The organism is Candidatus Amarolinea dominans (assembly GCA_016719785.1).
GTDB classification, from domain to species: Bacteria; Chloroflexota; Anaerolineae; order SSC4; family Amarolineaceae; genus Amarolinea; species Amarolinea dominans.
This window is the reverse complement of sequence record JADJYJ010000003.1, coordinates 494114-519435: the sequence shown is the minus strand read 5'-3', so window position 1 is coordinate 519435 and position 25322 is coordinate 494114. Positions and strand designations below refer to the sequence as shown.

Annotated in this window: 28 protein-coding genes; 12 read left to right on the top strand and 16 right to left on the bottom strand. The window is 62.0% G+C overall.

Annotated elements, in window-relative coordinates:
* Positions 1-16 precede the first annotated feature (16 nt).
* From IPM84_05640 to IPM84_05630, 3 genes are read right to left on the bottom strand one after another with little or no spacing between them, the layout of a single operon-like run.
* Positions 17-1429 (bottom strand): aldehyde dehydrogenase family protein, encoded by a 1413-nt coding sequence (locus IPM84_05640; protein ID MBK9092250.1) that lies wholly within the window; start codon positions 1427-1429, stop codon positions 17-19.
* A gap of 20 nt (positions 1430-1449) precedes the next feature.
* Entirely contained in the window at positions 1450-2865 is a 1416-nt protein-coding gene (locus IPM84_05635) for a tyrosine phenol-lyase (GenBank protein ID MBK9092249.1), read from the bottom strand.
* 41 nt (positions 2866-2906) lie between these two features.
* On the bottom strand, positions 2907-3368 hold the full coding sequence (locus IPM84_05630; GenBank protein ID MBK9092248.1) for an Lrp/AsnC family transcriptional regulator: 462 nt from the start codon (positions 3366-3368) through the stop codon (positions 2907-2909).
* Between the two features lie 470 nt (positions 3369-3838).
* Here IPM84_05630 and IPM84_05625 point away from each other — a divergent pair, with 470 nt between their 5' ends.
* From IPM84_05625 to acs, 6 genes are all read left to right on the top strand, one after another.
* Positions 3839-5191 carry a cation:proton antiporter gene (locus IPM84_05625; protein ID MBK9092247.1) on the top strand — a complete coding sequence of 451 codons (1353 nt, stop codon included), beginning with the start codon at positions 3839-3841 and terminating at the stop codon, positions 5189-5191.
* Positions 5192-5394: 203 nt separating this feature from the next.
* On the top strand, positions 5395-5763 hold the full coding sequence (locus tag IPM84_05620; protein MBK9092246.1) for a nucleotidyltransferase domain-containing protein: 369 nt from the start codon (positions 5395-5397) through the stop codon (positions 5761-5763).
* Positions 5708-6118, top strand: a complete 411-nt coding sequence (locus tag IPM84_05615; protein MBK9092245.1) for a HEPN domain-containing protein — start codon at positions 5708-5710, stop codon at positions 6116-6118. The genes IPM84_05620 and IPM84_05615 overlap by 56 nt, the downstream gene beginning before the upstream one ends.
* Positions 6119-6355: 237 nt before the next feature.
* On the top strand, positions 6356-6892 hold the full coding sequence (locus tag IPM84_05610; protein MBK9092244.1) for a hypothetical protein: 537 nt from the start codon (positions 6356-6358) through the stop codon (positions 6890-6892).
* 83 nt (positions 6893-6975) lie between these two features.
* Positions 6976-7359: a nuclear transport factor 2 family protein gene (locus IPM84_05605; protein ID MBK9092243.1), complete on the top strand. Its 384-nt coding sequence runs from the start codon at positions 6976-6978 to the stop codon at positions 7357-7359.
* 160 nt (positions 7360-7519) lie between these two features.
* Entirely contained in the window at positions 7520-9430 is a 1911-nt protein-coding gene (gene acs, locus IPM84_05600) for an acetate--CoA ligase (protein ID MBK9092242.1), read from the top strand.
* Between the two features lie 138 nt (positions 9431-9568).
* Here acs and IPM84_05595 read toward each other — a convergent pair whose 3' ends face one another.
* Both IPM84_05595 and IPM84_05590 read right to left on the bottom strand, forming a co-directional pair.
* Positions 9569-10069, bottom strand: coding sequence for a redoxin domain-containing protein (locus IPM84_05595; GenBank protein ID MBK9092241.1), 501 nt, complete (start codon positions 10067-10069; stop codon positions 9569-9571).
* A 42-nt stretch (positions 10070-10111) separates the two neighbouring features.
* The gene (locus IPM84_05590) at positions 10112-13042 is read right to left on the bottom strand and encodes an FAD-binding protein (GenBank protein MBK9092240.1); all 2931 of its coding nucleotides are present in this window, start codon (positions 13040-13042) and stop codon (positions 10112-10114) included.
* Between the two features lie 248 nt (positions 13043-13290).
* Between IPM84_05590 and IPM84_05585 the strand changes: the two genes are divergently transcribed.
* From IPM84_05585 to IPM84_05575, 3 genes are all read left to right on the top strand, one after another.
* Positions 13291-14148, top strand: coding sequence for a 3-hydroxybutyryl-CoA dehydrogenase (locus IPM84_05585; protein ID MBK9092239.1), 858 nt, complete (start codon positions 13291-13293; stop codon positions 14146-14148).
* A 152-nt stretch (positions 14149-14300) separates the two neighbouring features.
* The gene (locus IPM84_05580) at positions 14301-14852 is read left to right on the top strand and encodes a hypothetical protein (protein ID MBK9092238.1); all 552 of its coding nucleotides are present in this window, start codon (positions 14301-14303) and stop codon (positions 14850-14852) included.
* A gap of 17 nt (positions 14853-14869) precedes the next feature.
* Positions 14870-16585, top strand: coding sequence for a proline--tRNA ligase (locus IPM84_05575; protein MBK9092237.1), 1716 nt, complete (start codon positions 14870-14872; stop codon positions 16583-16585).
* On the opposite strand, the gene IPM84_05570 is transcribed toward IPM84_05575, so the two are convergent.
* The 6 genes from IPM84_05570 to IPM84_05545 form a co-directional block, all read right to left on the bottom strand.
* On the bottom strand, positions 16582-16947 hold the full coding sequence (locus IPM84_05570; GenBank protein ID MBK9092236.1) for a hypothetical protein: 366 nt from the start codon (positions 16945-16947) through the stop codon (positions 16582-16584). The genes IPM84_05575 and IPM84_05570 overlap by 4 nt on opposite strands.
* Positions 16948-16959: 12 nt before the next feature.
* A complete protein-coding gene (locus IPM84_05565; protein ID MBK9092235.1) occupies positions 16960-17349 on the bottom strand; it encodes an EamA family transporter in 390 nt (129 codons plus the stop codon).
* 39 nt (positions 17350-17388) lie between these two features.
* On the bottom strand, positions 17389-17685 hold the full coding sequence (locus IPM84_05560; GenBank protein ID MBK9092234.1) for a Txe/YoeB family addiction module toxin: 297 nt from the start codon (positions 17683-17685) through the stop codon (positions 17389-17391).
* Positions 17654-17956 (bottom strand): type II toxin-antitoxin system prevent-host-death family antitoxin, encoded by a 303-nt coding sequence (locus IPM84_05555; GenBank protein MBK9092233.1) that lies wholly within the window; start codon positions 17954-17956, stop codon positions 17654-17656. Before IPM84_05555 ends, IPM84_05560 begins: the two co-directional genes overlap by 32 nt.
* A gap of 138 nt (positions 17957-18094) precedes the next feature.
* On the bottom strand, positions 18095-18733 hold the full coding sequence (locus tag IPM84_05550; GenBank protein ID MBK9092232.1) for a hypothetical protein: 639 nt from the start codon (positions 18731-18733) through the stop codon (positions 18095-18097).
* A gap of 27 nt (positions 18734-18760) precedes the next feature.
* Positions 18761-19957 (bottom strand): LysM peptidoglycan-binding domain-containing protein, encoded by a 1197-nt coding sequence (locus IPM84_05545; GenBank protein ID MBK9092231.1) that lies wholly within the window; start codon positions 19955-19957, stop codon positions 18761-18763.
* Between the two features lie 296 nt (positions 19958-20253).
* Between IPM84_05545 and IPM84_05540 the strand changes: the two genes are divergently transcribed.
* The 3 genes from IPM84_05540 (at position 20254) to IPM84_05530 (ending at position 22494) form a co-directional block, all read left to right on the top strand.
* Positions 20254-20469 (top strand): hypothetical protein, encoded by a 216-nt coding sequence (locus IPM84_05540; GenBank protein MBK9092230.1) that lies wholly within the window; start codon positions 20254-20256, stop codon positions 20467-20469.
* Between the two features lie 237 nt (positions 20470-20706).
* Positions 20707-21519 carry an SDR family oxidoreductase gene (locus IPM84_05535; protein ID MBK9092229.1) on the top strand — a complete coding sequence of 271 codons (813 nt, stop codon included), beginning with the start codon at positions 20707-20709 and terminating at the stop codon, positions 21517-21519.
* Between the two features lie 78 nt (positions 21520-21597).
* Entirely contained in the window at positions 21598-22494 is an 897-nt protein-coding gene (locus IPM84_05530; protein MBK9092228.1) for a GNAT family N-acetyltransferase, read from the top strand.
* A gap of 128 nt (positions 22495-22622) precedes the next feature.
* Here the strand turns inward: IPM84_05530 and arsM are convergent, their stop codons facing one another.
* The 5 genes from arsM to IPM84_05505 all read right to left on the bottom strand — a co-directional run bounded on the left by arsM (position 22623) and on the right by IPM84_05505 (position 25133).
* Positions 22623-23564 carry an arsenite methyltransferase gene (gene arsM, locus IPM84_05525; GenBank protein ID MBK9092227.1) on the bottom strand — a complete coding sequence of 314 codons (942 nt, stop codon included), beginning with the start codon at positions 23562-23564 and terminating at the stop codon, positions 22623-22625.
* 127 nt (positions 23565-23691) lie between these two features.
* Positions 23692-24024 carry a winged helix-turn-helix transcriptional regulator gene (locus IPM84_05520; GenBank protein ID MBK9092226.1) on the bottom strand — a complete coding sequence of 111 codons (333 nt, stop codon included), beginning with the start codon at positions 24022-24024 and terminating at the stop codon, positions 23692-23694.
* A gap of 139 nt (positions 24025-24163) precedes the next feature.
* Complete coding sequence (locus tag IPM84_05515) at positions 24164-24421, bottom strand: hypothetical protein (protein ID MBK9092225.1); 258 nt, start codon at positions 24419-24421, stop codon at positions 24164-24166.
* 155 nt (positions 24422-24576) lie between these two features.
* Complete coding sequence (locus tag IPM84_05510) at positions 24577-24861, bottom strand: DUF2442 domain-containing protein (GenBank protein ID MBK9092224.1); 285 nt, start codon at positions 24859-24861, stop codon at positions 24577-24579.
* 11 nt (positions 24862-24872) lie between these two features.
* Entirely contained in the window at positions 24873-25133 is a 261-nt protein-coding gene (locus IPM84_05505) for a DUF4160 domain-containing protein (protein ID MBK9092223.1), read from the bottom strand.
* Positions 25134-25322 lie beyond the last annotated feature (189 nt).

Genomic DNA, 25322 nt, shown 5'->3' with positions numbered 1-25322 from the left:
GCCCGTCTCACAGGTTTTACAGATTGAAGCAAACCACTTTTGGCTCTGTCATCTCATGGACCGCAAATCGAATTCCTTCGCGACCCAGGCCGGACCCTTTGACGCCGCCAAACGGCATGGCATCAATCCGGTAATCGGTGCTGTCGTTGATCATCACCCCACCCACGCGCAGTTCGCGCATGGCCTGGAACGCGCTTTGCAGATCGCGGGTGAAGATGCCTGCCTGCAAGCCATAGTCCACGGCATTGGCGCGCTGGATGGCATCTTCCAGGTCGCGGATACGGGAGACGATCGTCACCGGACCGTAGATTTCCTCCTGCGCCAGCGCGCAGCTGTCCGGCACATCGGTCATGACAGTGGGCGCATAGAAATTACCGTGGCGCTCGCCGCCGCACAGCACGGTGGCGCCGGCCGCGATGGCCTCGTTGACTGTGCGCTCGATGCGCAGCGCTTCGGCGCGATTGATGATGGGGCCCATGTCGGTGGCTTCGTCCAGCTTGTCGCCCACGCGGTAGGCGCGCGCCCCCGCGACGAAGCGCGGCACAAACGCGTCGTAGATGGCTTCATGCACCAACAGGCGCTGCACGTGCAGGCAGTTCTGTCCGGCCGCCCAAAACGCGCCGCTGACGTTGGCGCTGACCGCAAGTTCGAGATCCGCATCGGCCATCACGATGACCGGCGCATTGCTGCCCAACTCCATGCCCACCTTCTTCAGCCCGATCTTGCGCATGATCGTTTCACCGGTCGCGCGACTGCCGGTGAAGGAGATCATGCGCACGCGCGGATCGCTCACCAGAAGATCGCCCACTTCGCTGCCGCGGCCGGTAATCACCTGCAACATGCCGGCCGGCGCGCCGGCCTCTTGAATGGCCTCGGCCAGGCGCAGGGCGCTGAGCGGCGTCTCCGAATGAGGCTTGACGATGATGGTGTTGCCGGAGGCCAGGGCCGGGCCAATCTTGTGCGCCACCAGGTTCAGCGGGTCGTTGAAAGGCGCAATCGCGCCGATGACGCCGATCGGTTCACGGATGTAGAAGCCAAAACGATTTTCGCTGCCCTGACGTTGATCGAAGGGGATGGTTTCCCCGGTCAGGTGACGCGTCTCCTCCGCGCTGATGCGCAGGGTGTCCACGCAGCGTGACGCCTCCTTGCGCGCCTCGCGAATCGTCTTGATGCCCTCGCGGGCAATGGTGTAGGCGAATTCTTCACGCCGCGCCGCGACCAGGTCCGCGGCCCGCGTCAGGATCGCGTGGCGCTCATGCACCGACAGACGCCGCGTCCGCTCGAAGCCGCAGACCGCCGCTGCGATGGCCGCGTTCATATCGGCTGCGTTGGCCTGCGGCACCGTATCAACCAGGCTGTCATCCTGCGGGTCACGCACTTCCATGCGCGCCGCCCGCTCGACCCACTCACCATTCAACAACATTTTCATGATCTATTTCCTCTGCGTCCTCACGCCAGCGGCTCGAAGCGGGCCTGGAAGAAGCGCAGATACTTCGGCTCGTAGACCATGCGCAGACCGTGGGTCTGGTCACGGTTGTCGTAGACAATTTTAAGCGACTCCGCGACCACGTCCATGTGCGCCTGCGTGTAGACGCGGCGCGGAATGGTCAAGCGGGTCAGTTCCAGCTTGGGGTAGTTGTGATCCCCGGTCTTGGCATTGCGCCCGGCGCTGACGACGCCGCGCTCCATCGAACGGATGCCCGAATCGAGATACAGCTCGGCCGCCAGGGTCTGCGCGGGAAATTCGCTTTGCGGGATGTGCGGGTAGAAACGGCGTGCGTCCACGAAGATGGCATGGCCGCCCACCGGTTGCACAATCGGAATGCCCCAGTCGGTGAGCAGTTGGCCCAGGTAGCGCACCTGACCGATGCGGGCGCGGATATGATCGTCCTGCATAGACTCGGCCGTGCCGATCGCCATCGCTTCCATATCGCGGCCAGCCAGGCCGCCGTAGGTGTGCAGGCCCTCGAAAACCACGACCAGGTTGCGCAGTTCCTCGAACAGGTCCCAGTCGTTGACGGCCAGCCAGCCGCCAATGTTGACCAGGCTGTCCTTCTTCGCGCTCATCCACGCGCCATCGGTGTACGAGCAAAACTCCAGGACAATGGCCGCAATCGGCTTGTCGGCATAGCCCGGCTCGCGTTCCTGGATGAAGTAGGCGTTCTCGGCCATGCGCGTGGCGTCGAGATAGATTTTGACGCCATAGCGGTCGCACAAGGCGCGCAACTGGCGCGCATTCTCCATGCTGACCGGCTGCCCGCCCGCCATGTTGACTGTGCCGGCCAGGCTGACATAGGCGATGTTCTCCGCGCCCTTCTCCTGGATGAGCGCTTCCACCTTCGCCAGGTCCACATTGCCCTTGAACGGGTGCATGTCGGCGGGGTCATGGGCTTCGTCAATGATCACATCCACGAAGATGCCGCCCGCCATCTCTTGGTGCAGGCGCGTGGTGGTGAAGTACATATTGCCCGGCACGTACTGCCCCGGCTTGATGCTGGTCTGGCTCAACAGGTGTTCCGCGCCGCGCCCCTGGTGAGTGGGCACCATGTAGCGATAGCCGTAGTAGGTCTGAATCGCGTTTTCCAGGTGGTAGAAATTGCGGCTGCCGGCATAGGCTTCATCGCCCAGCATCATGCCGGCCCATTGACGATCGCTCATCGCGCTGGTGCCGCTGTCGGTCAGCAGGTCAATATAGACATCGTCCGAGCGCAGGAGAAAAGTGTTATAGCCGGCCTCGACCAGTGCCTTCTCCCGCTCGGCCCGGCTCACCATGCGCAATGGCTCCACCATCTTGATCTTCCAGGGCTCCGCCCAGGAGCGGCGGCCAAACTGCTGGCCCATCGTTTGTGGGGTTGATTGTGTCATCGTTGACGCCTCCCTTGTAAGTCGAACGCTGAATGCTGAATTCACCCAATCGGCAACGCCGTCGCCGACTTGATTTCACTGAACACCACGCTGGTGTGAATGCGGGCCACGCCGGGCAGCGGGGTCAGGTTGCCCACCACAAAGCGCTCCAGGTCCTGGCGGTTGCGAATGACCACCTTGAGGAGGTAATCGTACTCACCCGTCAGGTGATAACATTCGAGCACTTCCGGCATCTGGCGTACCGCCTGGCGGAAGCGCTCCACCTGCTCCAACTGATGCATCTGCAGGCTGATCTGGATGAAGCAGAGCAGATCGAAACCGAGCTTCTCACGATCCACAATGGCTACCGCCGCCTTGATGTAGCCCTGCTGTTGCAAGCGCCTGATACGCGCATGCGTGGCCGGCGGCGACAAATTGACGCGGCGGGCCAGTTCCACGTTGCTGATTCGCCCGTCGGTCTGCAACTCACGCAACACCTGTAAATCTATCTCATCCAGTCCCATGTCTTGCGAACTATTTAACACAATTGACCTCCAAAGTCAATAGATATTCGGAAGAAAAAGTTCATCAACGAAGAAGAAGCGAAACAGGATCGGGTTTACCTTATTTTATTCCATTTGTCGCTATCTGTAAAGCCCCTGGCTGAACAATCGAAATGACCGCCTGACGGTGTCCACCGCGCCAGGGCGCAACGGCCGCGCTGGCCCCAAACGGGCCGCTGCAACCCGCGCCAGAATCTCCGACCCGCGGCGTGCAACCGGTTCCGGGCGCCATTTTGTGCAATGTGCCAAGACAGAGCGCGGTCTTTGCGTGCAAAATAACGTGGTTTTGGCTCAGCCGCAGCATTACAATAGTAACACATCAGCCACACATCCACGACCAGCGCACGCAGACACAAACGCACGCAGAAGTTTCGGAGAACTGCATGAAAATCACCTTGAATCGTTTGATGACGCCCGTAGCTCTCTTGGCCATGGTGCTGCCGTTTGTGCAGGCCCTGGCCGAACCGGCGCAAAGCCTCAGTGTACCCTCCACGTTTGTGTGGATCGTTCTCATTTTGCTGGCCGCCAGGACCGCCAGCCTGGTCGAGCGCATCGGGCAGCCGGCCGTCCTGGGCGAGCTGTTGGTGGGCGTCCTTCTGGGCAATCTCGCGCTGGTGGGCCTGAATGGCTTGGAGCCGATCAAGACCAACGAGATCATCAAGTTCCTGGCCGAGTTGGGCGTCGTCATCTTGCTCTTCCAGGTGGGCCTGGAATCGAACGTGCAGCAGATGCGTCGCGTCGGCATGCGCGCTCTCTCGGTCGCGCTGGTCGGCGTCATGGCGCCCTTCCTGCTCGGCGCCTACCTGGTTGGCCCTCTCTTGCTGCCCGGTTTGCCATCGGTGGCCTATCTCTTCATTGGCGCCATCCTCACCGCCACCTCGGTCGGCATTACGGCGCGGGTTTTCCGCGACCTGGGCCAACTGCAGACGCCTGAGGCCCAGGTGGTGCTGGGGGCCGCGGTGATTGATGACGTCATCGGCTTGATCATCCTGGCCGTGGTGTCGGCCATCGTCAGCGCGGGCGCGGTTGACCTGGGCGCCATCGTTGGCATCACCGGCAAGGCCATCGCCTTCCTGGTCGGCGCCATCGTCCTGGGCCAGGTTTTGGCCGCACGCCTGGGCCGCGTTTTTTCCAAAATCCACACCGGCCTGGGCATGAAGTTCACCCTGGCGATCGCCTTCGCCCTGCTCACCGCGCACTTCGCCGAAGCCATCGGCCTGGCGCCCATCGTCGGCGCCTTTGCCGCCGGCCTGGTGCTCGACCCCGTCCATTTCCAGCATTTCGAGGACCCCAAGATCATGGCCGATTTGCGTCAGGCCATGGTCGGCGCGCCGGCCGAGGTCAAGGCACGAGTGCAGACAGTCATCACCCATCACCTGGATCGCCACATCGAGGACCTGCTGGAGCCGCTGGGACATTTCCTGGTGCCGATCTTCTTTGTCCTGACCGGCATGAGCGTGCGCCTGGAAACTCTGCTCGATCCAGGCACGCTGATGATCGCGCTTGGCATCACGATCGTCGCCTTCGCGGGCAAGATGGTCTCCGGCCTGGTCGCCGGCCCCGTCAATCGGGTGATCGTCGGCCTGGGCATGATCCCGCGCGGCGAGGTCGGTTTGATCTTCGCCGCGTCCGGCCGCGCCCTGGGCGTTATTTCTGATCAGGTCTTCTCCATCATGGTGATCGTAGTCATCCTGAGCACCCTGCTCACACCTCCCCTGCTCACGCTGTTCCTCCGCCGCGCCACAGCCATTCCCCAACCCGAAACGTCCGCCGTACCAGCCTGACCCCACTTCCCCCTCGGCAGGCTGGCTGCTCCACGCATCGCCGGGCAAGCCGGCAACGGCCTCACCCACGAGCGATCCTTATCCGGTGGGCCTGCGCCCGGGTTGGATGATGGCCCGGCACACACGATTCGATTGACTCGGCGCTCGTTTGGGTCTATAATCTAGCTGGTATGGTTGTTATTGCGTCAGGATGGATGAAGACTATGAGAACGATTGACCGCGATTTACTGCAGGAAGTGACACGACGACTGGTTGAGCAATTTCAACCAGAGCAAGTCATTCTGTTTGGCTCACAAGCCTGGGGTAAGCCAACCGCAGACAGCGACATTGATCTGATGGTCGTTGTTGCGCACAGTGACCTCACGGACTATGAACGCTCGCTGCTTGGACATCGCTGTTTGAAGGGCCTTGACATTGCCAAGGACGTCGTCGTGAAAACTCGCGCGGAGTTCGATTTTTTCCGCGACGTACGCGCCTCGCTGGAATTCAAGATCACTCATCAAGGAGAAATTCTGTATGACCGACGCCAAATCTCAGCTCACGCGGAATTGGCTCATCAAAGCACAGCATGACCTGGCTTCTGCGCGTGTCCTGGCTGCAAGCAACCCGCCGCTGCTGGACACGGCCATTTATCACTGCCAGCAAGCAGCCGAGAAATCCCTCAAAGGCTACCTGGTTTACTGCGACCAAGCGTTCGAGCGAGTGCATGACATCGAAGTCTTGATACGTCTTGCGATGTTGCGCGTGGAAACGTTCGTGGATTGGATTGATGTGGGAATCGAATTGACACCCTATGCGCGCGTTTATCGCTACCCAGGCTATGCCACGGAACCCGGCCAAGAGCAATTCGATCGTGCGGTGACAGAAGCAGAAGGCCTATACGGATTTGTGCTTTCTATGTTGCCATTCGAGACATGGCCGGAATAGAAGCCCATCGCACGCTTGAATCTCTTGGTGAAGGCACGCAATGAGACCTCGGCATTATTTCTTGTTAGCCTGGCTTGCTGCCTGCGCGCTGCTCCTGCTGAGCGCCTGCCGCGGACCGACGCCCATCGCCGGCCGCGTGACTGAGATCACCGCCACGGGGGGCGCATCGAATACGCCGCGTTCAGCCACTTTTTCTGGTTCTGTTTGTCGTTATCCTCGTTTTAGTTGGCGGTCGCTTTGCGACCCGCCGGCCCGGCAAGCAGACTGTATCCGCTCCTCACCCTCCTGTCCGCTTTTTCTGCCCGGTTGACAAACAATACTGCAAAATCGGCCCCAGATTCGACCACGTCGCATGATAACCATGTCACCAACAATGTTATCACCGACCTGATGCAACGCGCCCGAGATGGCGGCGGCGTTTATACACTTGGGCAGCAGCCTGGAATGATGATCGAAGGTAACGTCGTGCGCAGGATGCAGGGTGATTTCGGATGCTATTACGCTGATGAAGGTTCATCGCCCATCACGTTTCAGAATAATGTTTGTGACACCGCGCCAGGGTGGCTGGATATGTGGATAGATACCGTCCATGACAATCATGTTCTCAATTCATATACCAACGTTCAAGCAATGAGAAACAACGGCGTCAACATCCAGATCGAAAACACGGTCTATGTTGACGGGCAAGCATGGCCGCCCGCGGCGCAGGCGATCATAGATCATGCCGGGTTGGAATCAGCCTATGCCTATTTGCATGACTGGTTCAATCCATAGCAGCCGCCCGCAGCAAACACACTATCTGTCGAGTCAGTTTCGGTAGGATTTTCGGTAGGATTTTCAATAGGAGGATCTTTCATATGAGCCCAATCCGGATGTCGAAATTAGAGTATGCGATGCGCATCGTGCTCGATTTCAACAAAGCCTTCAATCGTCAGGATGTCGCAGGCATGATGCAGCTCATGAGCGACGATTGTGTCTTCGAAAATACGAACCCGGCCCCCGACGGCACAGTTTATGCGGGCAAAGAAGTCGTCACGCGCTTTTGGGAGGACTTCTTCCGCGAATCGCCTCGCGCCCACATCGAGATCGAGGAGATCTTCGGTCTTGGCGAGCGCTGCATCATGCGTTGGAAATACAGTTGGGTGGACACCGAAGGGCGAAAGGGGCACGTCCGTGGCGTTGATCTCTTCCGGGTGACAAACGGCCTCATCCGCGAGAAGCTATCCTACGTCAAAGGGTAGGCCCAATCCCGCTGCCCGGTGCAAATTTACCGAATCTGGCACGAATCTGGTACAATAATGCGCCCTGACTTTTCACGACAACCCATGTGACCTCGCGCGCGCTGTCGCGTGCCGCTTGCTTTTTCTTTCGCAGCCATCATTTTCTTACAGGAGCGACCATATGAGCGAATCGGATGTCGAAACCCCCGCGGTCACAACGAGCGAGTTCTATTATCCATCTGCTGCGGTGATCGAACGTGCCCGCCTGAAGGACTGGGATGCGCTGGCACGCTACGCCGCAGAGGATCTGCAAGGCTTCTGGGCCGACGAGGCGTCAGAACTGGATTGGTACCAGCCCTGGGACCAAGTCCTGGATGACAGTAACCCACCGTTCTTTCGCTGGTTTGTCGGCGCCAAGTGCAACATCGTTCACAACGCGCTCGACCGCCACCAGGCGACGGAACGCCGCAATAAGCTGGCCCTGATCTGGGTGGGTGAAAACGGCAGCGTGCGCACCTACTCCTACTTTGCCCTCAACCGTGAGGTCTGCCAGTTCGCCAACGTGCTCAAGGCCATGGGCGTGAAGAAGGGCGATCGCGTGACGATCTACATGCCGCGCATCCCCGAAATTACCATTGCCATGCTGGCCTGCGCAAAAATTGGCGCCATTCATTCGGTGGTGTACGGCGGTTTCAGCGTGGATGCCCTGCAAGGACGCATCGAGGACTCTGAATCGAAGGTCGCGATCACCGCGGACGGCGGCTGGATGAACGGGAAGGTCGTCGAACTCAAGAAGACGATGGATGAGGCGCTCAAGCGCTGCCCGACCATCGAAACGGTGCTGGTCGTGCAGCGCACCGGTCACCAGGTCAACATGGAAACCGGCCGTGATTATTGGTATCATGACCTGATGAAGCTACCGATCGCCGGCTCCAAATGCGCCACCGAAGTCATGGACGCGGATGATCCGCTCTACATGCTCTACACCTCCGGCACCACCGGCAAGCCGAAGGCCATCTTGCACGTGCATGGCGGTTACATGGTGGGCATCTATTCGACCCTCAAGTATGTCTTCGACCTGCGCGATGACGACCGCTGGTGGTGCGCGGCCGATCCGGGCTGGGTCACCGGTCATTCGTACATCGTCTACGCACCGCTCATCATGGGCGCGACCTCGTTCATGTACGAAGGCGCGCCGACCTATCCCTATCCCAACCGCTGGTGGTCTCTCATCGAGAAGTACGGGATCAATGTGCTCTACACCGCGCCGACCGCGATCCGCGGCCTGATGCGCTTTGGTGAGTCGTGGCCGCACCGGCACGACCTGTCATCGCTGCGCCTGCTCGGCAGCGTGGGCGAACCGATCAACCCGGAGGCCTGGCGCTGGTATCACCGGGTCATCGGCGCGGAGCGCTGCCCCATCATGGACACCTGGTGGCAGACGGAGACCGGCATGTTCATGATTACGCCGACACCGGTGATGCCGCTCAAGCCGGGCAGCGGCACACGGCCCTTTTTCGGACAAGAGGTCGAAATCCTGGACGAGGCCGGCAATCCGGTACGCGATGACGAAGAGGGCTACCTGGTGCTCACGAAACCGTGGCCGGCGATGATGCGCACCATCTACAAAGACCCAGACCGCTATGTGAGCCAGTACTGGTCGAAATATCCGGGCAAATACCTGGCCGGGGATTCGGCGCGCCGTGACAAGGATGGCTATTTCTGGATCATCGGCCGCGTGGACGATGTCATCAAGGTCTCCGGCTATCGCCTGGGCACGGCCGAGATCGAAAGCGCGCTGGTATCGCATCCGGCCGTGGCCGAAGCCGCGGCCATCGGCCTGGCGCATGAGATCAAAGGCCAGGCCATTCACGCCTTCTGCATCCTGCGCCAGGGCTTTCAACCCAGCCCTGGCCTGGCCGACGAACTGCGTGCTCATGTCGGCCAGCACTTAGGCCCCATCGCCAAACCCGAAGCCGTCAACTTCGTAGACAAGCTGCCCAAGACCCGTTCCGGCAAAATCATGCGCCGCGTCCTCAAAGCGCGTGCCCAGGGCCTGCCCGAAGGCGACATCAGCACATTGGAAGAGTAACCGGGACACGCCGGAGGCGATGACCTACGGTGTGACGGGGGTTGGCCGCGATGCGAATGTTGTCACGCCGGAGGCGATGACCTACGGTGTGACGGGGGTTGGCCGCGAGGCGCATGTTGTCACGCCGGAGGCGATGACCTACGCGACGAGACCGGCCAATAATGCCGTGGCCGCGGCGGCGCCATCGGCTCCCTGGTAACCGCCGCCGATCAAACCCTGACGGTCAATGACGACAAAGGCGGGCTGCTTGTTGACGGCTTTGATGCCAAAGGCTTTCAGCAGCTCGCCTTTCCAGTCTGGCAGGATGATGACGTACGCGGCCGGCTCCTCGCCCGCCGCGAGCCGGGCCACCGACTTCTGGTACGACTCCTTGAGCGCGTTCTCCGCCATGCCTTTCAGGATGATCGGTACTGCCGACAAATCCACGGCCGTGGCAATCGTCACCTGACTTGCGCTCGGATACTGCTCGCGGATGGCCTTGATGATGCCACGACCGTCGCGCTGCGTGTCCTGATTGACGAACACCAGCACTGCCACCTGGCCGGCCAGCGCTTCCGGGCTGATCTCACGCCCCGAACCCACCGCCTTCACCTTGAACTTCGGCGCCGGCTGCCCGGCCCGCACAAACTCTGTTCCCATTCTACCTTCTCCTTTTCGATTTTCGATTGCCGATCTCCGCCCTCACTCCAACGCCTCCGCCAGCACCTCCACCACATGGCGGGCGCGGCGGCCGCTGAAATGGGCGATCTGCTGGCGGCAGGAAACGCCGTCGGCCGCGATCTGCGCCTGGGGGGCCGCGGCGAGGGCCGGCAGCAGGCGATCCTCCGCGATCTTGCGGCTGATCGCGTAATGCTCCGTTTCATAGCCAAACGCGCCGGCCATGCCGCAGCAGCCGGCCTCGATTTCGCTGATCTGGCGTCCTGGCAACAGGCGCAGAGCGGCCAATGCCGGGCCGGTGCTTACCAGCGCCTTCTGATGGCAATGCCCGTGCAGCAGGATCTGTTCCTGGCCCGGTCTGAAGGTGAGATGCAGGCGGCCCGCGCGGCGCTCCTGATCCAGGAACTCCTCGATCGTGAAACTGGCCGCGGCGAGCGCCTGCGCCTGCTCATCTCCGGGCAAGAGCGCCAGATACTCGTCGCGGAAGCTCAGAATGCAGCTTGGCTCCAGTCCCAGAACCGGCATCCCCTGGGCCACGTAGGGCGCCAGCACGCCGACGTTGTGCTGCGCCAGGCGCTTTGCCTCCGCCAGCATCCCTTTGGAAAGCAGCGGGCGGCCGCAGCACTGCCGCCGCGGTGCAATCAACACCTGGTAGCCGGCCGCTTCCAGCAGCTTGACCGCGGCCTGACCCACCGCGGGGTAGTTGTATTCGATCCAGGTGTCATGAAAGAGCAGCACCGGCCCTTGCGCCGGCCCCGCGGGCAACCCCGGCCGGCGACGCTTGAACCAGGCGCTGAAGGTCTGGCGGCTGAACAGCGGCAACGCGCGGTTGGGATGGACGCCCAGCGCGTTGAGCGCCAGCCGGGCCGCAGACGTGCGCAGCATCCAATTTGCCAGCGGGGCAACCGGCGCGGCCAGGCTGCTGAGTCGGGCGATGTGACCAAAAATCCGACTGCGCAGCGGCACTCCCTGCGCCTCCTGCACCTGGGCCAGGTATTCACCCTTGAGCCGCGTCATGTCCACGCTGCTTGGACATTCGGTCTTGCACGCTTTGCAACCCAGGCAGAGGTCCATGACATCGTGCAATTCCGGGCCGGTCAGGGCCAGCGCAGAGGGGCGGCCGCTGAGCGCCGCGCGCAGGGCGTTGGCGCGGCCGCGCGTCGAGTCCTTTTCTTCACGGGTGGCCTGGAAGGAAGGGCACATCGTGCCGCTCTCTTTGCGACAGACGCCGGCGCCGTTGCACATCTCGACCGCGCCGGCAAAGCCGCCGTCCGCGCCAAAGTCGTAATGGGTGTGCAGTTCTACCGTGCGATAGGCCGGGCCGTAGCGCAGATCGGCCCGCGGGTCAGGCCCATGCACCTTCTTGCCCGGATTGAGGCTGTTGGCCGGATCGAAGATCGCCTTGAGCTCGCACATGGCCGCGTACAGCCGCGGGCCAAAGAGACGGGCATTGAGGTGCGAGTGCGCCACGCCATCGCCATGCTCGCCGGTCATGACGCCGCCATGACGCAGGGCCAGTTCGCAGGCGCCCTCCGCCAGGTCCACCATCAACTCCACGCCCGCGGCGGTCTTCAGGTTGACCAGGGGGCGAACGTGCAGGCAGCCGGCGCTGGCGTGGGCGTAGAAGCTGCCGTGCGTGCCATGACGTTTGAGCAGGTCGAGCACGTCGGCCACGTAGCGCGGCAGGTTGGCGACCGGCACCGACACATCTTCGATGCACGGGATCGGCTTGGCGTCGCCACGGATGCTCATCAGGATGCCCAGGCCCACCTTGCGCACGCTCCAAACCGTGGCCTGGCTGGCCGGGTCGAGCAGGCGCAGGGGCGGACGCGGCCAGCCGGCCTGGCGTAGGGTCAACGCCAGGTGGTCGAGGTGTGCGTTTAGCTCAGCCTCGCTGGCGCCGGTAAACTCCACGGCCAGGAGCGCGGCCGGCGTGCCATCCACGAAGAACATCTTGCCGGCCGTGCCGGGCTGCTGGCGCGCCAGGCCAATCAGCATGTCATCCATCAACTCCACGGCTGAGGGCTGGCACGCCAGGATGGCATTGGTTGCCTCCATGGCCGCCAGCAGGTCGTCGAACTGGCAGATCGCCAGCGCAGTGCGGCTGGGGCGCGGCACCACCGCCAGCGTGGCGCTGGTCAGGACGGCCAGGGTGCCTTCAGAGCCGGCCAGCAGCGGGGCCAGGCCTTGCGGTCGCACCGAAAAAGTGGGATGGCGGCCAGGCGCGTCGGGCAGAAGGTAGGTCAGGCCATAGCCGCTGGAGCGGCGCCAGTGGGCGGGGAAGCGTTCCTGGATGTCTTGCCCGTAGGTATCCAGGAGGCGGGTCACTCCGGCATAGATGCGGGCGGCGGGCGTGTCGCCTGTGGTCCGGCCGGCCCAGGCTGGATCGGTTGGCGCCAGGGTGTCGAAGCGGGCGCAACTGCCATCGGCCAGGACCACGTCTGCGCCAAGCACCTGGTCGGCAAACATGCCGTAGAGGATGGAGTGCGCGCCGGTGGCGTTGTTGGCCAGGCTACCGCCCACTGTGGCGCGTTCGGCGCTGGCGGGGTCAGGGCCGAGCATCAGGCCAAACGGTCGCAGATAGGCGTTGAGGGTGTTGATGACAACCCCAGGCTGCACCCGCACCCAGCGCGCCTCCACGTCCACGGCTTCGATCTGGTTCAGGTGGGTCGAGCAATCAAGGATGACGGCGCGGCCGATGGCCTGGCCGGAGAGGGAGCTGCCCGCGCCGCGGGCCAGGACCGGCACGCCGGCCCGCGCGCAGACGCTGACCGCGGCCGCGACATCGGCCGCGTCGCGCGGAATCACCACACCGAGCGGCTCGATCTGGTAGTTGCTGGCATCGGTGCTATAGAGCAGGCGGCTGGTCGCATCGAAGCGCACCGCGCCTGACACGGCCTGGCGGAGGCTGTCGGCCAAATCGGCCTGGGCTATGTGTGCAACCGAGCGGGTCATGGACATCTCCCCAACGATGGATTTGCAATGGATTCCTGATCTTATGCTGCAAGCGGGAATAGACTTCACTTTTCCGCCTAAGGGGTCAGGCGCAATTCGTGCCCGCTTGCAGCACATTTTAACATGAGAGTGAGGACTTTACCAGACGCCGGGCCTACGGTGCAATTGCCAAGCATGGGCACGTTTGCTATAATCAGCCCGTGCGCCCCTCCCGTAGAAGCAAGACAAAGGAGCAAGTTCAACCCATCATGGATGTTAAAACCATCGGTATCATTGGCTGTGGCCTCATGGGGTCAGGGATTGCAGAAGTGGCAGCCAAGAGTGGTTTTCAGGTATTGATTCGTGAGCAAAATGAGCAGTTGTTGAAGAAGGGCCTGGGACGAATTGAGTCCTCCCTGGGACGGGCGGTCGCCAAAGGCAAGCTGAGCGCAGAGGACAAGGCAGCCGCGCAGACCCGCCTGTCCGGCGCCGTTGGCCTGGATGACGCCCTGGCGACGTGCGATCTGATCGTCGAAGCGGTGACGGAGGACACGGGACTGAAGCAGGGGATCTTCCGGGCGCTGGACGCGATCTGCCCGGCGAACACCATTCTGGCAAGCAACACCTCATCCATTTCTGTGATTGATCTGGCCGCCGTCACGCGCCGCCCCAACCAAGTGTTGGGGATGCACTTCTTCAACCCGGTGCCGGTGATGCCGCTGCTTGAGCTGGTGCGCACCGTGCAAACCGACGACGCCACCCTCGATACCGCGCGCGCCGTGGGCGAGCGCATGGGCAAGAAGATGATCGTGGCCAAGGACGCGCCGGGCTTCGTGGTCAACCGCCTGTTGATTCCCTACCTGCTGGATGGCATCCGCGTCTATGAGCAGGGCCTGGCCAGCCGTGAGGACATTGACAATGGCATGATGTTGGGCGCCAATCACCCGATGGGGCCGTTGACCCTGACCGATTTTGTCGGTCTCGATACGACTCTGTTTGTGGCCGATGTGCTGTTTGCGGAACTGGGGGAGACGCGCTTCAAGGCGCCGACTCTGCTGCGCCGCCTGGTCAGCGCCGGGCACCTGGGCCGCAAGAGCGGTCGCGGTTTCTATCAGTATGGTTCATAGCGGAAATTCCGTGTGGCCTCCCGGTCGGTGAGTTGCCAACGGGTATTGCCGTCCACCCCGGTAACAAGGCAGGAATCAATGGCGTCATGACGATGGTCACGTGGACGCTCTATCCCGCATGGCACTGAGATCTGATACTTCAGGAGGACAAAATGCGACGACATGGAATGGTGGCCCTGGTGTTTTGCCTGGCGGTCGCCGCGTTGACCGCGGCCGGCATATCTGGCAGCGGACCCAATGCAGCGAGTATCGCCCTCGCGCCGAATCCGTTGACGCTCAGTGTCAATGACACCGGCAGCATCAATGTGCAGATCAGCAACGCGCAGAACCTGGGCGCGTTCGAGTTCATCATTGCGTTCGATCCGGCGGTGGTTCACGCGTCGGGGGTGACGCTTGGCCCGATGCTGACCGGCAGCGGCACCTACACGGCCTATTTGCTCGGCCCCCTGATTGACAACACAGTCGGTACGGTGCGCTTCGCCGCCTACACCTTGGGCACAGGCGCGGGGCCGAACGGCAGCGGCGTGCTGGCTACGATGCAGTTCCAGGGAATGAGCGCCGGTACCAGCGGGTTGACTTTCACCAAGGTGCGCATCACCGACCGCAGTGCGGTGATTGACGCTGGCGCCGCGGCCACCAATGGCTCCGTCGTCGTCGGCTCTGGCTCCGGCCCTCGCATGTGGCTGCCCACCCTGCGCAAGTAACCACGGCCTGCTCGACAATCGCTGTGCGCGAAGCGCCGGCCGAGGCCGAGATTGCCAGCCACCAGCTCATGGTGCGCGCGGCATTGATTCGTCCCCTGGCCGCGGGCATCTTTGCCTATCTACCCCTGGCGCGCCGCGCCCTGAACAAGATCGAAGCCATCATCCGCCAGGAGATAGACGCGATCGGCGGGCAGGAGATGACCATGCCGGTGGTGCAGCCGGCTGAGCTGTGGCAGCAAAGCGGGCGCTGGGACCGCATCGGCCCCGAACTGGCGCGCTTCAAGGACCGCGGCGGCCGCGACCTGGTGCTGGCCATGACGCACGAAGAGGTGGTGGCCGACCTGGTGCGGCGCGAGGTGCGCTCGTATCGCCAACTGCCGCGGCTGGTTTATCACCTGCAGACCAAGTTCCGCGATGAGCCGCGCGCACGCGGCGGCCTGATCCGCGTGCGTGAGTTTACCATGAAGGATTCCTACAGCCTGGACGCGGACGCAGACGGGCTGGATCGGCAGTATCAGGCGCACTACCACGCCTACTTCGAGATCTTCCGGCGCTGTGGCCTGCCGGTGGTTGCGGTGCAATCGGATGTGGGCATGATGGGCGGGCAGAGTGCGCACGAGTACATGTACCTGACCCCCATCGGCGAAGATACGCTGCTGTTGTGCGACGCGTGCGGCTACGCGGCCAATCGGCAGGTGGCAACTGTGCGCAAACCACAGCCGCAGCCAGAGCCGTTGCTTCCGCTGACGCAAGTTGCCACGCCGGATACCACCACGATTGCGGCCCTGGCAGATCTGTTACAGGTGCCCGCCAGCCGTACCGCCAAAGCCTACTTCACGGTGGCGACGCTCGACCGCGCGGGGCCGGGCGTCGAGCGTTTCGTTTTTGCCGTGGTGCGCGGGGACATGGACGTCAATGAGACCAAGCTGGCCAACGTGGTGGGAGCAACCAACCTGCGCCTGGCAACCGAGGCAGAGATTCTGGCTATCGGCGCTCAGCCCGGCTACGGCTCGCCCATCGGCGCCCGCCGTGACGCCTACACACTCGTGGTGGATGACCTGGTGGCGCAGTCGCCCAACCTGGTAGCCGGCGCCAACCGGGTGGGCTGGCACCTGTTGCACACCAATCATGGTCGTGATTACCAGGCTGATGTGGTGGCTGATATCGTGGCTGCGGCCGCTGGAGATGCCTGTGCCACGTGCGCGGCGACACTGCGCAGTGTGCGCGGCGTCGAGGTGGGCAACATCTTCAAGCTGGGCACGCACTTCAGCGAGGCGTTGGGCGCGATGTTTCTGGACGCGACTGGCCGCGAAAAACCGGTAGTCATGGGATCGTACGGAATCGGGGTGGGGCGCCTGCTGGCTTGCGTGGTGGAGGAGCATCACGACCGGGCGGGCATCGTCTGGCCGCTGGCTGTGGCGCCGTACCAGGTACACCTGGTGGTTTTGGGCCGCAAAGCGCCGGCCGCGGTGGCAGCGGCCGAACAACTCTATCGCGACCTGTGGGCTGCGGGCATCGAGGTGCTGATGGATGATCGCGACGAAAGTCCCGGCGTCAAATTCAACGACGCGGACTTGATTGGCTTGCCGCTGCGTATCACGGTGGGCGACCGCAGCTTGAAGGCAGGCGGGATCGAGTTGAAGCCGCGTCGCGGGGACGAGACACGCCTGGCGCCGCTGGCCGACATCATCGCAACCGTGCGCGCAGCACTGGCCGATCTGCAGGAAGGCTAACCGGTGGTCATGGCGCGGGTGGCGGCCATGGCGGCCATGAAGAGCGCCATGAGGCCGTAGATCAGGGCTTCGCTGCGGGTCGTCTTGCCGCCGGTGAAGGCGAAGGTGGCAGGGATGAGGATCATCATCAGGATGCCGTAGAGATAGTGGATCAAACGGGCCGGCCGGCCGCCGTTGACATACATCACCATCCCCAGGATGGCCTGGGCCAGAAAGAGCAGCTCGCCAATCGCCAGGATGCCCCAGAGATTACCGTCAATGTCCCGGCGTCGGAAGTAGATGGCCAGCGCCCAGATGCCGGCAATCGCCAGGAACAGTACGCCGGCGTTGCCGAGGTTGTGATGGATGACTTGTAGTGACATGGCTTGACCTTATCAGGTGCGCGCAACGATGACGACGCCCATAAAAATGACGGCAATGCCCACCCAGCGCAGCGCGGGCACATTTTCACCCAACACCAGGTAGGAGAGCAGCGGAATTAAGATATAGGAGAGAGCCAGCAGGGGATATGCGAAGCTCAGGTCGAGCCGCGACAAGACGACGAGCCAGAGCACGGCGCCCAGGCCATAGGCGGCCAGCCCGAACCAGATCGTAGGCACGCTTGCCACTGCCAACGCCGTTTGCAATGGCTGCTGTAGGGCGCTTGCACCCAGCCGTCCCACGGCGGTCATTCCGCTCTTGAGCAGGAGTTGACCGAGGGTGGCTGTACCCACAGCTCCGAGAACCAGAAGCAGCGAAAAGAGCATGGACTTCCCTTTCTTCACGATTCAATCCGCGCGAATTGATGAAATAACGACACGTCCTCAGTAATGATAACGGGCCTGAAGAAAATCTATGCGGTCGTGACTTACCAGGTATACAATACGATGTTCATCCGTCAGTCGCCGGGACCATGCACCAGGGGCAAAGTACTTCAAAGGCTCCGGTTTGCCCATACCGCTAAACGGATCGCGCATGACAGCTTCGACTAAATCGAATGTTCGTAAAGCGATCTTACGATCTGTCTCCACCCAGTAACGCAAATCGTCACGGAACTCTGGCTGAAATACGGCTACGCGCTGAAAATGCTCAGCCGCTGGCTTCTCTCGTCGCTGCCTCAAGGCTCACCTCACGGCGCAGATCTTCGATAGATTGTGGTTCAATATCGCGGTGCAGAGCGCGGTTTAGCGCAGCGAGTAAGCGTTCTGCATTCTTGGGTGAACGTAACAAGTAGGCCGTCTCCATCAAGCTGGTCAGCTCTGCGGCTGAAATCAAAGCCACATCTTCGACCCCACGCCGCTGGATAATAACGATGTCACGATTCGCGGTAACGCTGCTGCAGAGCTTGGCAAAGTTAGCGCGTGCTTGAGTATACGTAGTTTGGATTGTCATATAAGCCTCTCGTTATCGTTCTGTACTGCAATACTGTACAACGGTTCATTCTCTCTGTCAAATGCACCGCGCCACCTAAAGGCCAGGAGATGTCGGGTTGACATGCCCGATCTTGATCCCCGCGCCGCCTTCCCATTCCTACGTCGTCGCAGTCAACGCACGACGGCAGAAACCTTCGTGCAAGAGCGTGGTTGCCAGCAGGCGCTCCAGCTTGGGATCCTGAACGTTCAGCGCGGCGCGGTCAGCGATGAAAAGGGCCAGGCCGGCCGCCAGGTAGGCATGAGGATCACCGCTGGCGGCGGGCTGCGGGTCATAGCCCAGCCGCGCCAGGGATGCGATGCGCTGCCCCACCGCCTGCCAGCGCGGTGTGCTGCCGGCGCCATCGGACAGCCAGGCGCCATCGGCTGCACCCAGGCAGCCCAGGTGATGGTCGAGCAGGTGGGCGATCCAGAACCAGGCGTCGCCCAGACCCTCCGCAGGAGCGGCCAGATCGGCCAGGGCAATCTGCGCGACGTTGACCCGGCCAGGGGAATCATCGGACAGGCGACCGGGCGCATAGCCGCGCTGATCGCCGATCAGGATATGCCCGCTGGGTAGTTCGGCCCACCAGGCCAGCAGCGACGGCGGCAGGCGTCCCAATGCTTGGGCCAGGTGCTGCGCTGGTTCGAACGGGCTGCGAAAACTGGCGCGCACCGACGCGGGCGCCTGCGTCCAGGCTGTGGGCGCCAGGTGAATGTGTGCGTGCAGCAGTTGGCGAAGCGTTGGTGTCAGAGCCACGAGCGGCACCTATCAGCGCATTGCATATCAGCGCAGGCGCAGCGTTTGCCCGATGCGCAGGATAGAGGCGGAGTTCAACCCGTTGAGCCGCGCCAGAGTTTGCCAGGAAGAGCCGAAGCGGGCGGCGATGGCTGACAACGAGTCGCCGGCGCGTACACGATAGACGGTCGGCGCCGGCGCGGGCGGCGCGGCGCTGGCCTGCGCCGGCGCGGTCAGGCGCAGCACCTGGCCGATGCGCAGGATAGATTTCGCGTTCAGCCCGTTCCATTGCGCCAGCGTCTGCCAGGTCAACCCAAAGCGGCCGGCAATGGAAGCCAGCGCGTCGCCTGCCTGCACGGTGTATGTTGTGGGAGGCTGTGGCGCAACCTGCGGCGCTGCATCTGCGGGCTGCACGGCCGCGGGTGGTTCAAGCGGCGGCGGTGCGGCTTGCTCCGGTGCGGGCGCGTCCGCGGGCGGTGTGACGGCGGGCGGCGCGGCGTCAGGGATGTCGAGCACCTGGCCTGCCTGCAGCCTGGTGGGATCCTTGATGTCGTTGAGTTGGGCAATGCGCAACCAGGGAATGCCCAGGCGGCGGCCGATGGCTTCCAGGGTGTCGCCCGGCTCCACAATGTAGGTGGAGCCAGTGACGAGCGCCTCACCGCCGGCAGAATCCACGGCCGGCGCCGGCTCGCCTGCGTCTGCAATCAACACGGCATCCGCCGCGGTGCCGCCATCGGCGCTGGCGGCGAAGAGCATGACCCACACCTGGCCCCAGCCGTTGGGGGGGACGGCCATGCCCACACCGATTTCCCTGTAATGGCGGTGCATGAGGTTCTCATAATGCGGGGGATCTGCCAGCCACCAGGCAAAGCCCTTTTCCAGGGCGCGGCTGTAGACCCAATTCTCGCTGACGAGCGACGCATTGTAGCCGGCGCGGCGCACGCGTTCGGGCGCACGGCTGCCATCCGAACCCACATGGCCCAGGTGGCCGCTGGCGATGATGTCATTGACATGAGCCTGCGCGACCTGGCTCAGCAGTGGATTGAGCCAGTAGGGGTTGAGACCGCGCTGACTGCGCGCACGATTGGTGAGGCGAACCATCTGTTCGATCAAGGGAGAAGGTGCGGGTGAAACAGGGGCTTCCTGTGCGGCTGCTGGCAAGGGAACCAATCCGATGCCGATGAGAAGGCACCAGATGCCCAGGAACAGATGGCCCACCGACGGACGATGGGTGGTTGAGAACATGGGCGCATTATAGCGAGGGCGTGCGAAATGGTCAAACTGCCCGCGCGTGCTCGTCCATAGTACCGATGACCCATTTTTTCGCATCTGTAAGGTAATCGTAAGCATGGGGGCTTGTTCCAGACGCCAGAACGCGCTATGCTATACCCATGCTGTACGCTTGCAGTATATATTTAATCCCGTGTGTGCCATGTGAGCAGTTGAGGTCAACGCACACATCTGTAACAGAGTCAGTTATGCCGCCTCGATAACCTCCCGTCGTTCAACAAATTTAACATCTCAAGAAGGAGTATCGCATCATGATGATGGGTTGGGAGATCACAGTCTCCGCTACCAGGCTTGTGGCTTCGCTCATTATAGCCCTGGTCACCGGCATTGCACTCTCTGCGTTTCTGGCCGCCATCGGTCATGCGCATGGTTACAATCCGGAGGCCATATTCAATCTGGCCGGCCTGAGCATCACCGGCTATATGATCGCCTGGTTTTGGCAACGCCATCGCGCGTTAGCGCGCTGAACCGACAAGTATACTGCAAATCGTTCCAAAAGCCTGGGCTAAAGGCGTCGCAACCCTTGCTGCCCAGGCTTTTTCGTGCCCGCGGCCGACCCCACATCCACAGGCCGTTTGCGCGTGACGAATGAGCCTGAGTGGGGTTACACCAGGTGACAATTTCTGTCTGGCGCTCCCACACCGCTGGGACAGCGCCGAGGTATCTTCTCAAGCATCATCACAAATCCGGAGGAAAGACAACCGATGAGTGACCAATCATTCAAAGGCAAGTGGGCGCTCATTTTGGGCGCTTCCAGTGGCATGGGCGCAGCCGTCTCGCGCGAGCTGGCGAAGGCGGGCATGAACATTTTCGGCGTACACCTGGACATGAAGACGACCCTGCCCCTGGTCAAGACCCTGATCGAAGACATCGAAGGCTATGGTAGCCAGGCGATGTTTTTCAATGTCAACGCGGCAGACGAGACCAAGCGCGGGCGTGTGCTGGACAAGGTGCAGGAGACGCTGGCCGCCGCGGGCGCCGAGAGCACCGTGCATGTCATGATGCACTCGCTGGCGTTCGGCACCCTGCTGCCCTTCGTGCATGAAGACCCGGCGCAGCGCATCAGCAAGGCGCAGATGGACATGACGCTGGATGTGATGGCGCACAGCCTGGTCTACTGGACGCAGGATTTGATGGATCGCCATCTGCTAGGGCGCGGCAGTCGCATCTTTGCCATGACCAGCGAAGGGTCGCATCGCGTGGTGACGAATTACGGCGCGGTGTCCGCGGCCAAGGCCGCGCTGGAATCGCACACGCGCGTGCTGGCGCAGGAGTTGGGCAAGCAAGGCATTCTGGTCAACTGCATTCAGGCTGGCGTCACCGACACGCCGGCGCTGCGCAAGATTCCCGGCAACGAAAAGATCGTCGAAGGCGCGCTGCGCCGCAACCCGGTTGGTCGCCTGACCACCACGCAGGACGTGGCGATCACCATCCGCCAGTTGTCACACCCGGACATTCGGTGGGTCAGTGGCTCGATTATCTTCGTGGATGGCGGCGAAGACGCCTGCGCAGGTTAAACCCGAACGCTTGATCGCATCAACCCGCTGGTCCCTCCGGCGGGTTGCACGTGATGACACGCGAGGACATGTGACAAAATGACCACAGGTGAAATCCTGGCCCTGTACGACGCAGAGATGCGCCGCGACCCCTTCGACCCGTTTGGCCGCGTGGAAAAGCTGCCGGATCTGACGCGGGTGATGATGGAACCGCCCGGCCGTCACGGCGGCTGGATTCTTTACACGCGGCTCAGCCCTGAAACGGCTGACGAGGCCATTGCGACGCAGATCGCAGACATGAGCAGGCACATGGAGACAGCCGGCCGGGGTCTCGAGGACAGAGACGGAAATACTCAGGGAGGTATCGAGAGAGGCATAGAAAGCAGCTTCGAGAGCAGCTTCGAGAGCAGCTTCGAGAGCAGCTTCGAGAGCAGCTTCGAATGGAAGGTCTTCGATCACGATACGCCGGCCGATCTCAAGCAGCGGCTCATCGCCCACGGCTTCGAGCCGGACGAGCCAGAGGCGCTGATGGCGCTCGATCTGGAGGAGGCGCCGGCGCGGCTCCTCCAGCCCGTGAGCGCCGACATCCTGCGTATCACTGACCCGGCGCAGTTGAGCCTGGTCGCCGCGGTGCAGGCGCAGGTGTGGGAAAAGCCGACGCCAGGGTTGGAGGATGAGTTGGCGCAGACGCTGCGCACCCATCCCGACCTGATGAGCATCTTTCAGGCCTATGCAGACGACAAACCGGTGGCCAATGCCCGCATCTGTTACCATCCCGGCCGCCGGTTTGCCGATCTGTGGGGCGGCTCCACGCTGCCGGCCTATCGCGGCCGCGGCATCTACACCGCGCTGGTGGCCGTGCGGGCACAAGAGGCCCGCACCCGCGGTGTGCGTTTTCTCACCGTGGATGCCAGTCCGATGAGCCGCCCTATCCTGCAAAAACTGGGCTTCCGCCACCTGGTCTACACGACGCCGTTTGTGTGGACAAAGCGCTGACGCCCGCCCTCATGGTAATACGGCCCATTCCGGCTTACCCTCGCGTGCAATCACCTGTACAGATGCGCTCATCGGACTATCCCTCCGCGTGGGGCTATCTTCAGGACCAAGATCACCAATACCTCGTGTTATTTACGCGCCCGAATTTTGATGCTCGCCATGACGCGGTCAAGGGAGACGCCGTGCAGGTGGCCGTTGGCCTGCGCCTGCAGCGCGGCGATGTCGCTGGCGCTCAGCACCTCGGTGATGGGCAGATAGTCCCGCGCCGCCACCTCGACCTCCCGAAAACCGGCCTGACGGATCGCCTCCACATAATCGCTCTCCAGCCAGGCGCCGGCCACGCAGCCGGCCCAGGAGTCCAGGTCGCCGCGCAGCGCTTCAGGGATCGGCACCTCGAAGACCATGTCTGACACAGCCAGCTCGCCGCCCGGTTTGAGCACACGCAGGGCTTCCCGAAAGACTTGGGGTTTGTCCGGCGACAGGTTGATGACGCAGTTGGAGATGATGACATCCACCGAGTCGTCCTCCACCGGCATCTCTTCGATCTCGCCCCAGCGAAACTCCACGTTTGTCAGGCCCAGTTTTTTGGCGTTGCGCCGCGCCAGCCGGATCATATCGGTGGTCATGTCCAGGCCGATGACGCGGCCGGTCGGGCCAACCTGGCGCGCGGCCAGGAAACAGTCAATGCCGCCGCCGCTGCCCAGGTCGAGCACGGTCTGGCCGGGGTGCAGACCGGCAATGGCCGTTGGGTTGCCGCATCCCAACGAAATGGCCGTCACCGAATCCGGTAGATCGGAAAGTTGGTCAGACGAGTAGAGGGCGCCGGCCACGCTGGAGGTCGGCTCACCCGCGACGTTGACCAGTTCCAGGCTGCTCAGGTCCAGCGTCACTGAGCTGGCAGGGCCGCAGCAGCCGCCGGCCGCGGCGGCTGTGGTTGGCTCACAGCAGCTCACGGGCGCGGGCCGGGCTTCGAGGTCGGCCGAGTTGACCTGGCGCGCGAGGGCGCCGTAACGATCCTGCACGCGACCGCGCACGCGGTCGGCATCGAGCGGGGCGGTAGGGGTGTTCATCGTTGACATACTTCAGACTCCTTGCGATTGATGTGATTCGTTCGCCATTCACCGGCGGTTGATCGGCTGGCGATCCTCAACTTGCATAGACGAACATCTATGGATAAGATCAAAAAAACAGCCTGGCTCAGGCAGGAGGCTGATGGGGCTGCAGCGACCAGATTTCCTGTTCGGGCGCGAACCTCTGCAGGAACACCCCGCAGCAAATCGCCACCGCGTCCTGGTTCAGGCTGTAATAGACCTGACGACCCTCGCGGCGCATCGTGACCAGCCCGGTTTCACGCAGCAGGTTCAAATGATGGGAAACCGTGGGTTGGCTGACCTCATTGCCGTCGTGCGCCAGCCGCTCCACCACGTCCGTGACGCACAGCTCACTACAGCACAGAATCTGCATGATCTGCTGGCGGGTTTCATCCGCTATCGTTTTCGCGAACGCGAGTAAGTCGGTCATGGTTTGCATATCGCATAGATGTTCATCTATGGGTTAGTATACCAGGTCAGAGGGAGGCTGTCAAAAATCCAACAGCTCGATCTCACATCATACATCAATTCGTGTCATGCGGTTCTTGCGCCAAAAGTTACAAACTTATTCAGCGATCTCAAACGCCAGATCGCTGCGCTGCTGCCATCTCCACATGCTGCACGCTGGGAAGCTTTATCATTTGCAGCACCAATCGCAAAGCCTCGTTGACTGCTTCATCCGTTGGAAACGCCTCGACTACATCAGGCGCAAGCAGGACTACGTTCTTGCCAGTGCGCCGCCCAGGCGCGAACCTTCCCTTTGGGACGATTGTCATTCTACTCAGATCGTACTCACCACGCAATTCATAGTCACTGGGGTCATTCTGCTTCTGCATAGAATAATTCCTCTTTCGAGCGCGGCAACGATGTGATCGGTTGATTCTCGTAGGGCGAGGTAGTTGCCCCAATCCTGGTCGCGTTGGTACATTCGATAGTCCTTTCACAATGTACAGCAGTCGAGCTGACGATGAGCGCCTGATGCGACTATTGCTCAAGCCAAGACGGCCGCCGATTCTTCCATCCACGCGGGCTTGAGGTCGTAGTAGAGAACATCCGGATCAATATCCGCGCCATTATCCCAGGCGATGGCGCCGCCCGCGATCTTCATGGCTCGGAACCGAGCAGGGTTGCTCCGCAGCGGCTCGAAGATGGGGCCGTGCAGGTAGATCGCAAGATCAATTTCTCGGCGCGTGCCATTGTCGAAAGTCACCAGCACCTTGAACTCTTGTAGGGGTTCGATGGCGCAAACACGCACGCGGGGGCCAAATTTCCCCATGTCTTGCCTCCTCAATCCAACGGCTCAATCTCTGTCAATGGCACCTGTTCTCGCGCTCTATCCCAGTTCGTCCGGAGCTCAGGGCGGTGATCCAATGCCCACTCCACAACCATGCTATGAGCGCGCCTCGGTAGATGACCGCGCAGAATGTCCAGTGTCTCGATGGTATAGACTGCCTCGAACTCGCCATACTCGGCATGAAAGTGAGGCGGCGAATGGTCGTTGAAGTACATGTAAATGACGACGCCGAAGAAAGCTGAAATGCTGGGCATCGGTTCAGTCTCCTGCTCACAATTATATATCAATCCGTGTAATGGCGACAACTCTCAAGCATTCGCTCAAATCGGCGGCGCATTTCCTCGCTGGAGATCCAGCCCTCGACGCGGGCGCCAGCCCACAAACGCTCGATCAAGTCATTAAACCAGGTGACAAGCACCTGATGTGCTTAATGCTCAGAACCT

Coding starts and splice junctions, on each gene's coding strand:
- IPM84_05505 (MBK9092223.1), bottom strand. CDS start 25,133: ATGCCCAGCATTTCAGCTTTCTTCGGCGTCGTCATTTACATGTACTTC.
- IPM84_05630 (MBK9092248.1), bottom strand. CDS start 3,368: ATGGGACTGGATGAGATAGATTTACAGGTGTTGCGTGAGTTGCAGACC.
- arsM (MBK9092227.1), bottom strand. CDS start 23,564: ATGAACACCCCTACCGCCCCGCTCGATGCCGACCGCGTGCGCGGTCGC.
- IPM84_05635 (MBK9092249.1), bottom strand. CDS start 2,865: ATGACACAATCAACCCCACAAACGATGGGCCAGCAGTTTGGCCGCCGC.
- IPM84_05590 (MBK9092240.1), bottom strand. CDS start 13,042: ATGACCCGCTCGGTTGCACACATAGCCCAGGCCGATTTGGCCGACAGC.
- IPM84_05515 (MBK9092225.1), bottom strand. CDS start 24,421: ATGCAGAAGCAGAATGACCCCAGTGACTATGAATTGCGTGGTGAGTAC.
- IPM84_05625 (MBK9092247.1), top strand. CDS start 3,839: ATGGTGCTGCCGTTTGTGCAGGCCCTGGCCGAACCGGCGCAAAGCCTC.
- IPM84_05555 (MBK9092233.1), bottom strand. CDS start 17,956: ATGACAATCCAAACTACGTATACTCAAGCACGCGCTAACTTTGCCAAG.
- IPM84_05595 (MBK9092241.1), bottom strand. CDS start 10,069: ATGGGAACAGAGTTTGTGCGGGCCGGGCAGCCGGCGCCGAAGTTCAAG.
- IPM84_05570 (MBK9092236.1), bottom strand. CDS start 16,947: ATGTCACTACAAGTCATCCATCACAACCTCGGCAACGCCGGCGTACTG.
- acs (MBK9092242.1), top strand. CDS start 7,520: ATGAGCGAATCGGATGTCGAAACCCCCGCGGTCACAACGAGCGAGTTC.
- IPM84_05535 (MBK9092229.1), top strand. CDS start 20,707: ATGAGTGACCAATCATTCAAAGGCAAGTGGGCGCTCATTTTGGGCGCT.
- IPM84_05520 (MBK9092226.1), bottom strand. CDS start 24,024: ATGCAAACCATGACCGACTTACTCGCGTTCGCGAAAACGATAGCGGAT.
- IPM84_05640 (MBK9092250.1), bottom strand. CDS start 1,429: ATGAAAATGTTGTTGAATGGTGAGTGGGTCGAGCGGGCGGCGCGCATG.
- IPM84_05605 (MBK9092243.1), top strand. CDS start 6,976: ATGAGCCCAATCCGGATGTCGAAATTAGAGTATGCGATGCGCATCGTG.
- IPM84_05510 (MBK9092224.1), bottom strand. CDS start 24,861: ATGGGGAAATTTGGCCCCCGCGTGCGTGTTTGCGCCATCGAACCCCTA.
- IPM84_05585 (MBK9092239.1), top strand. CDS start 13,291: ATGGATGTTAAAACCATCGGTATCATTGGCTGTGGCCTCATGGGGTCA.
- IPM84_05545 (MBK9092231.1), bottom strand. CDS start 19,957: ATGTTCTCAACCACCCATCGTCCGTCGGTGGGCCATCTGTTCCTGGGC.
- IPM84_05580 (MBK9092238.1), top strand. CDS start 14,301: ATGCGACGACATGGAATGGTGGCCCTGGTGTTTTGCCTGGCGGTCGCC.
- IPM84_05615 (MBK9092245.1), top strand. CDS start 5,708: ATGACCGACGCCAAATCTCAGCTCACGCGGAATTGGCTCATCAAAGCA.
- IPM84_05530 (MBK9092228.1), top strand. CDS start 21,598: ATGACCACAGGTGAAATCCTGGCCCTGTACGACGCAGAGATGCGCCGC.
- IPM84_05540 (MBK9092230.1), top strand. CDS start 20,254: ATGATGATGGGTTGGGAGATCACAGTCTCCGCTACCAGGCTTGTGGCT.
- IPM84_05620 (MBK9092246.1), top strand. CDS start 5,395: ATGAGAACGATTGACCGCGATTTACTGCAGGAAGTGACACGACGACTG.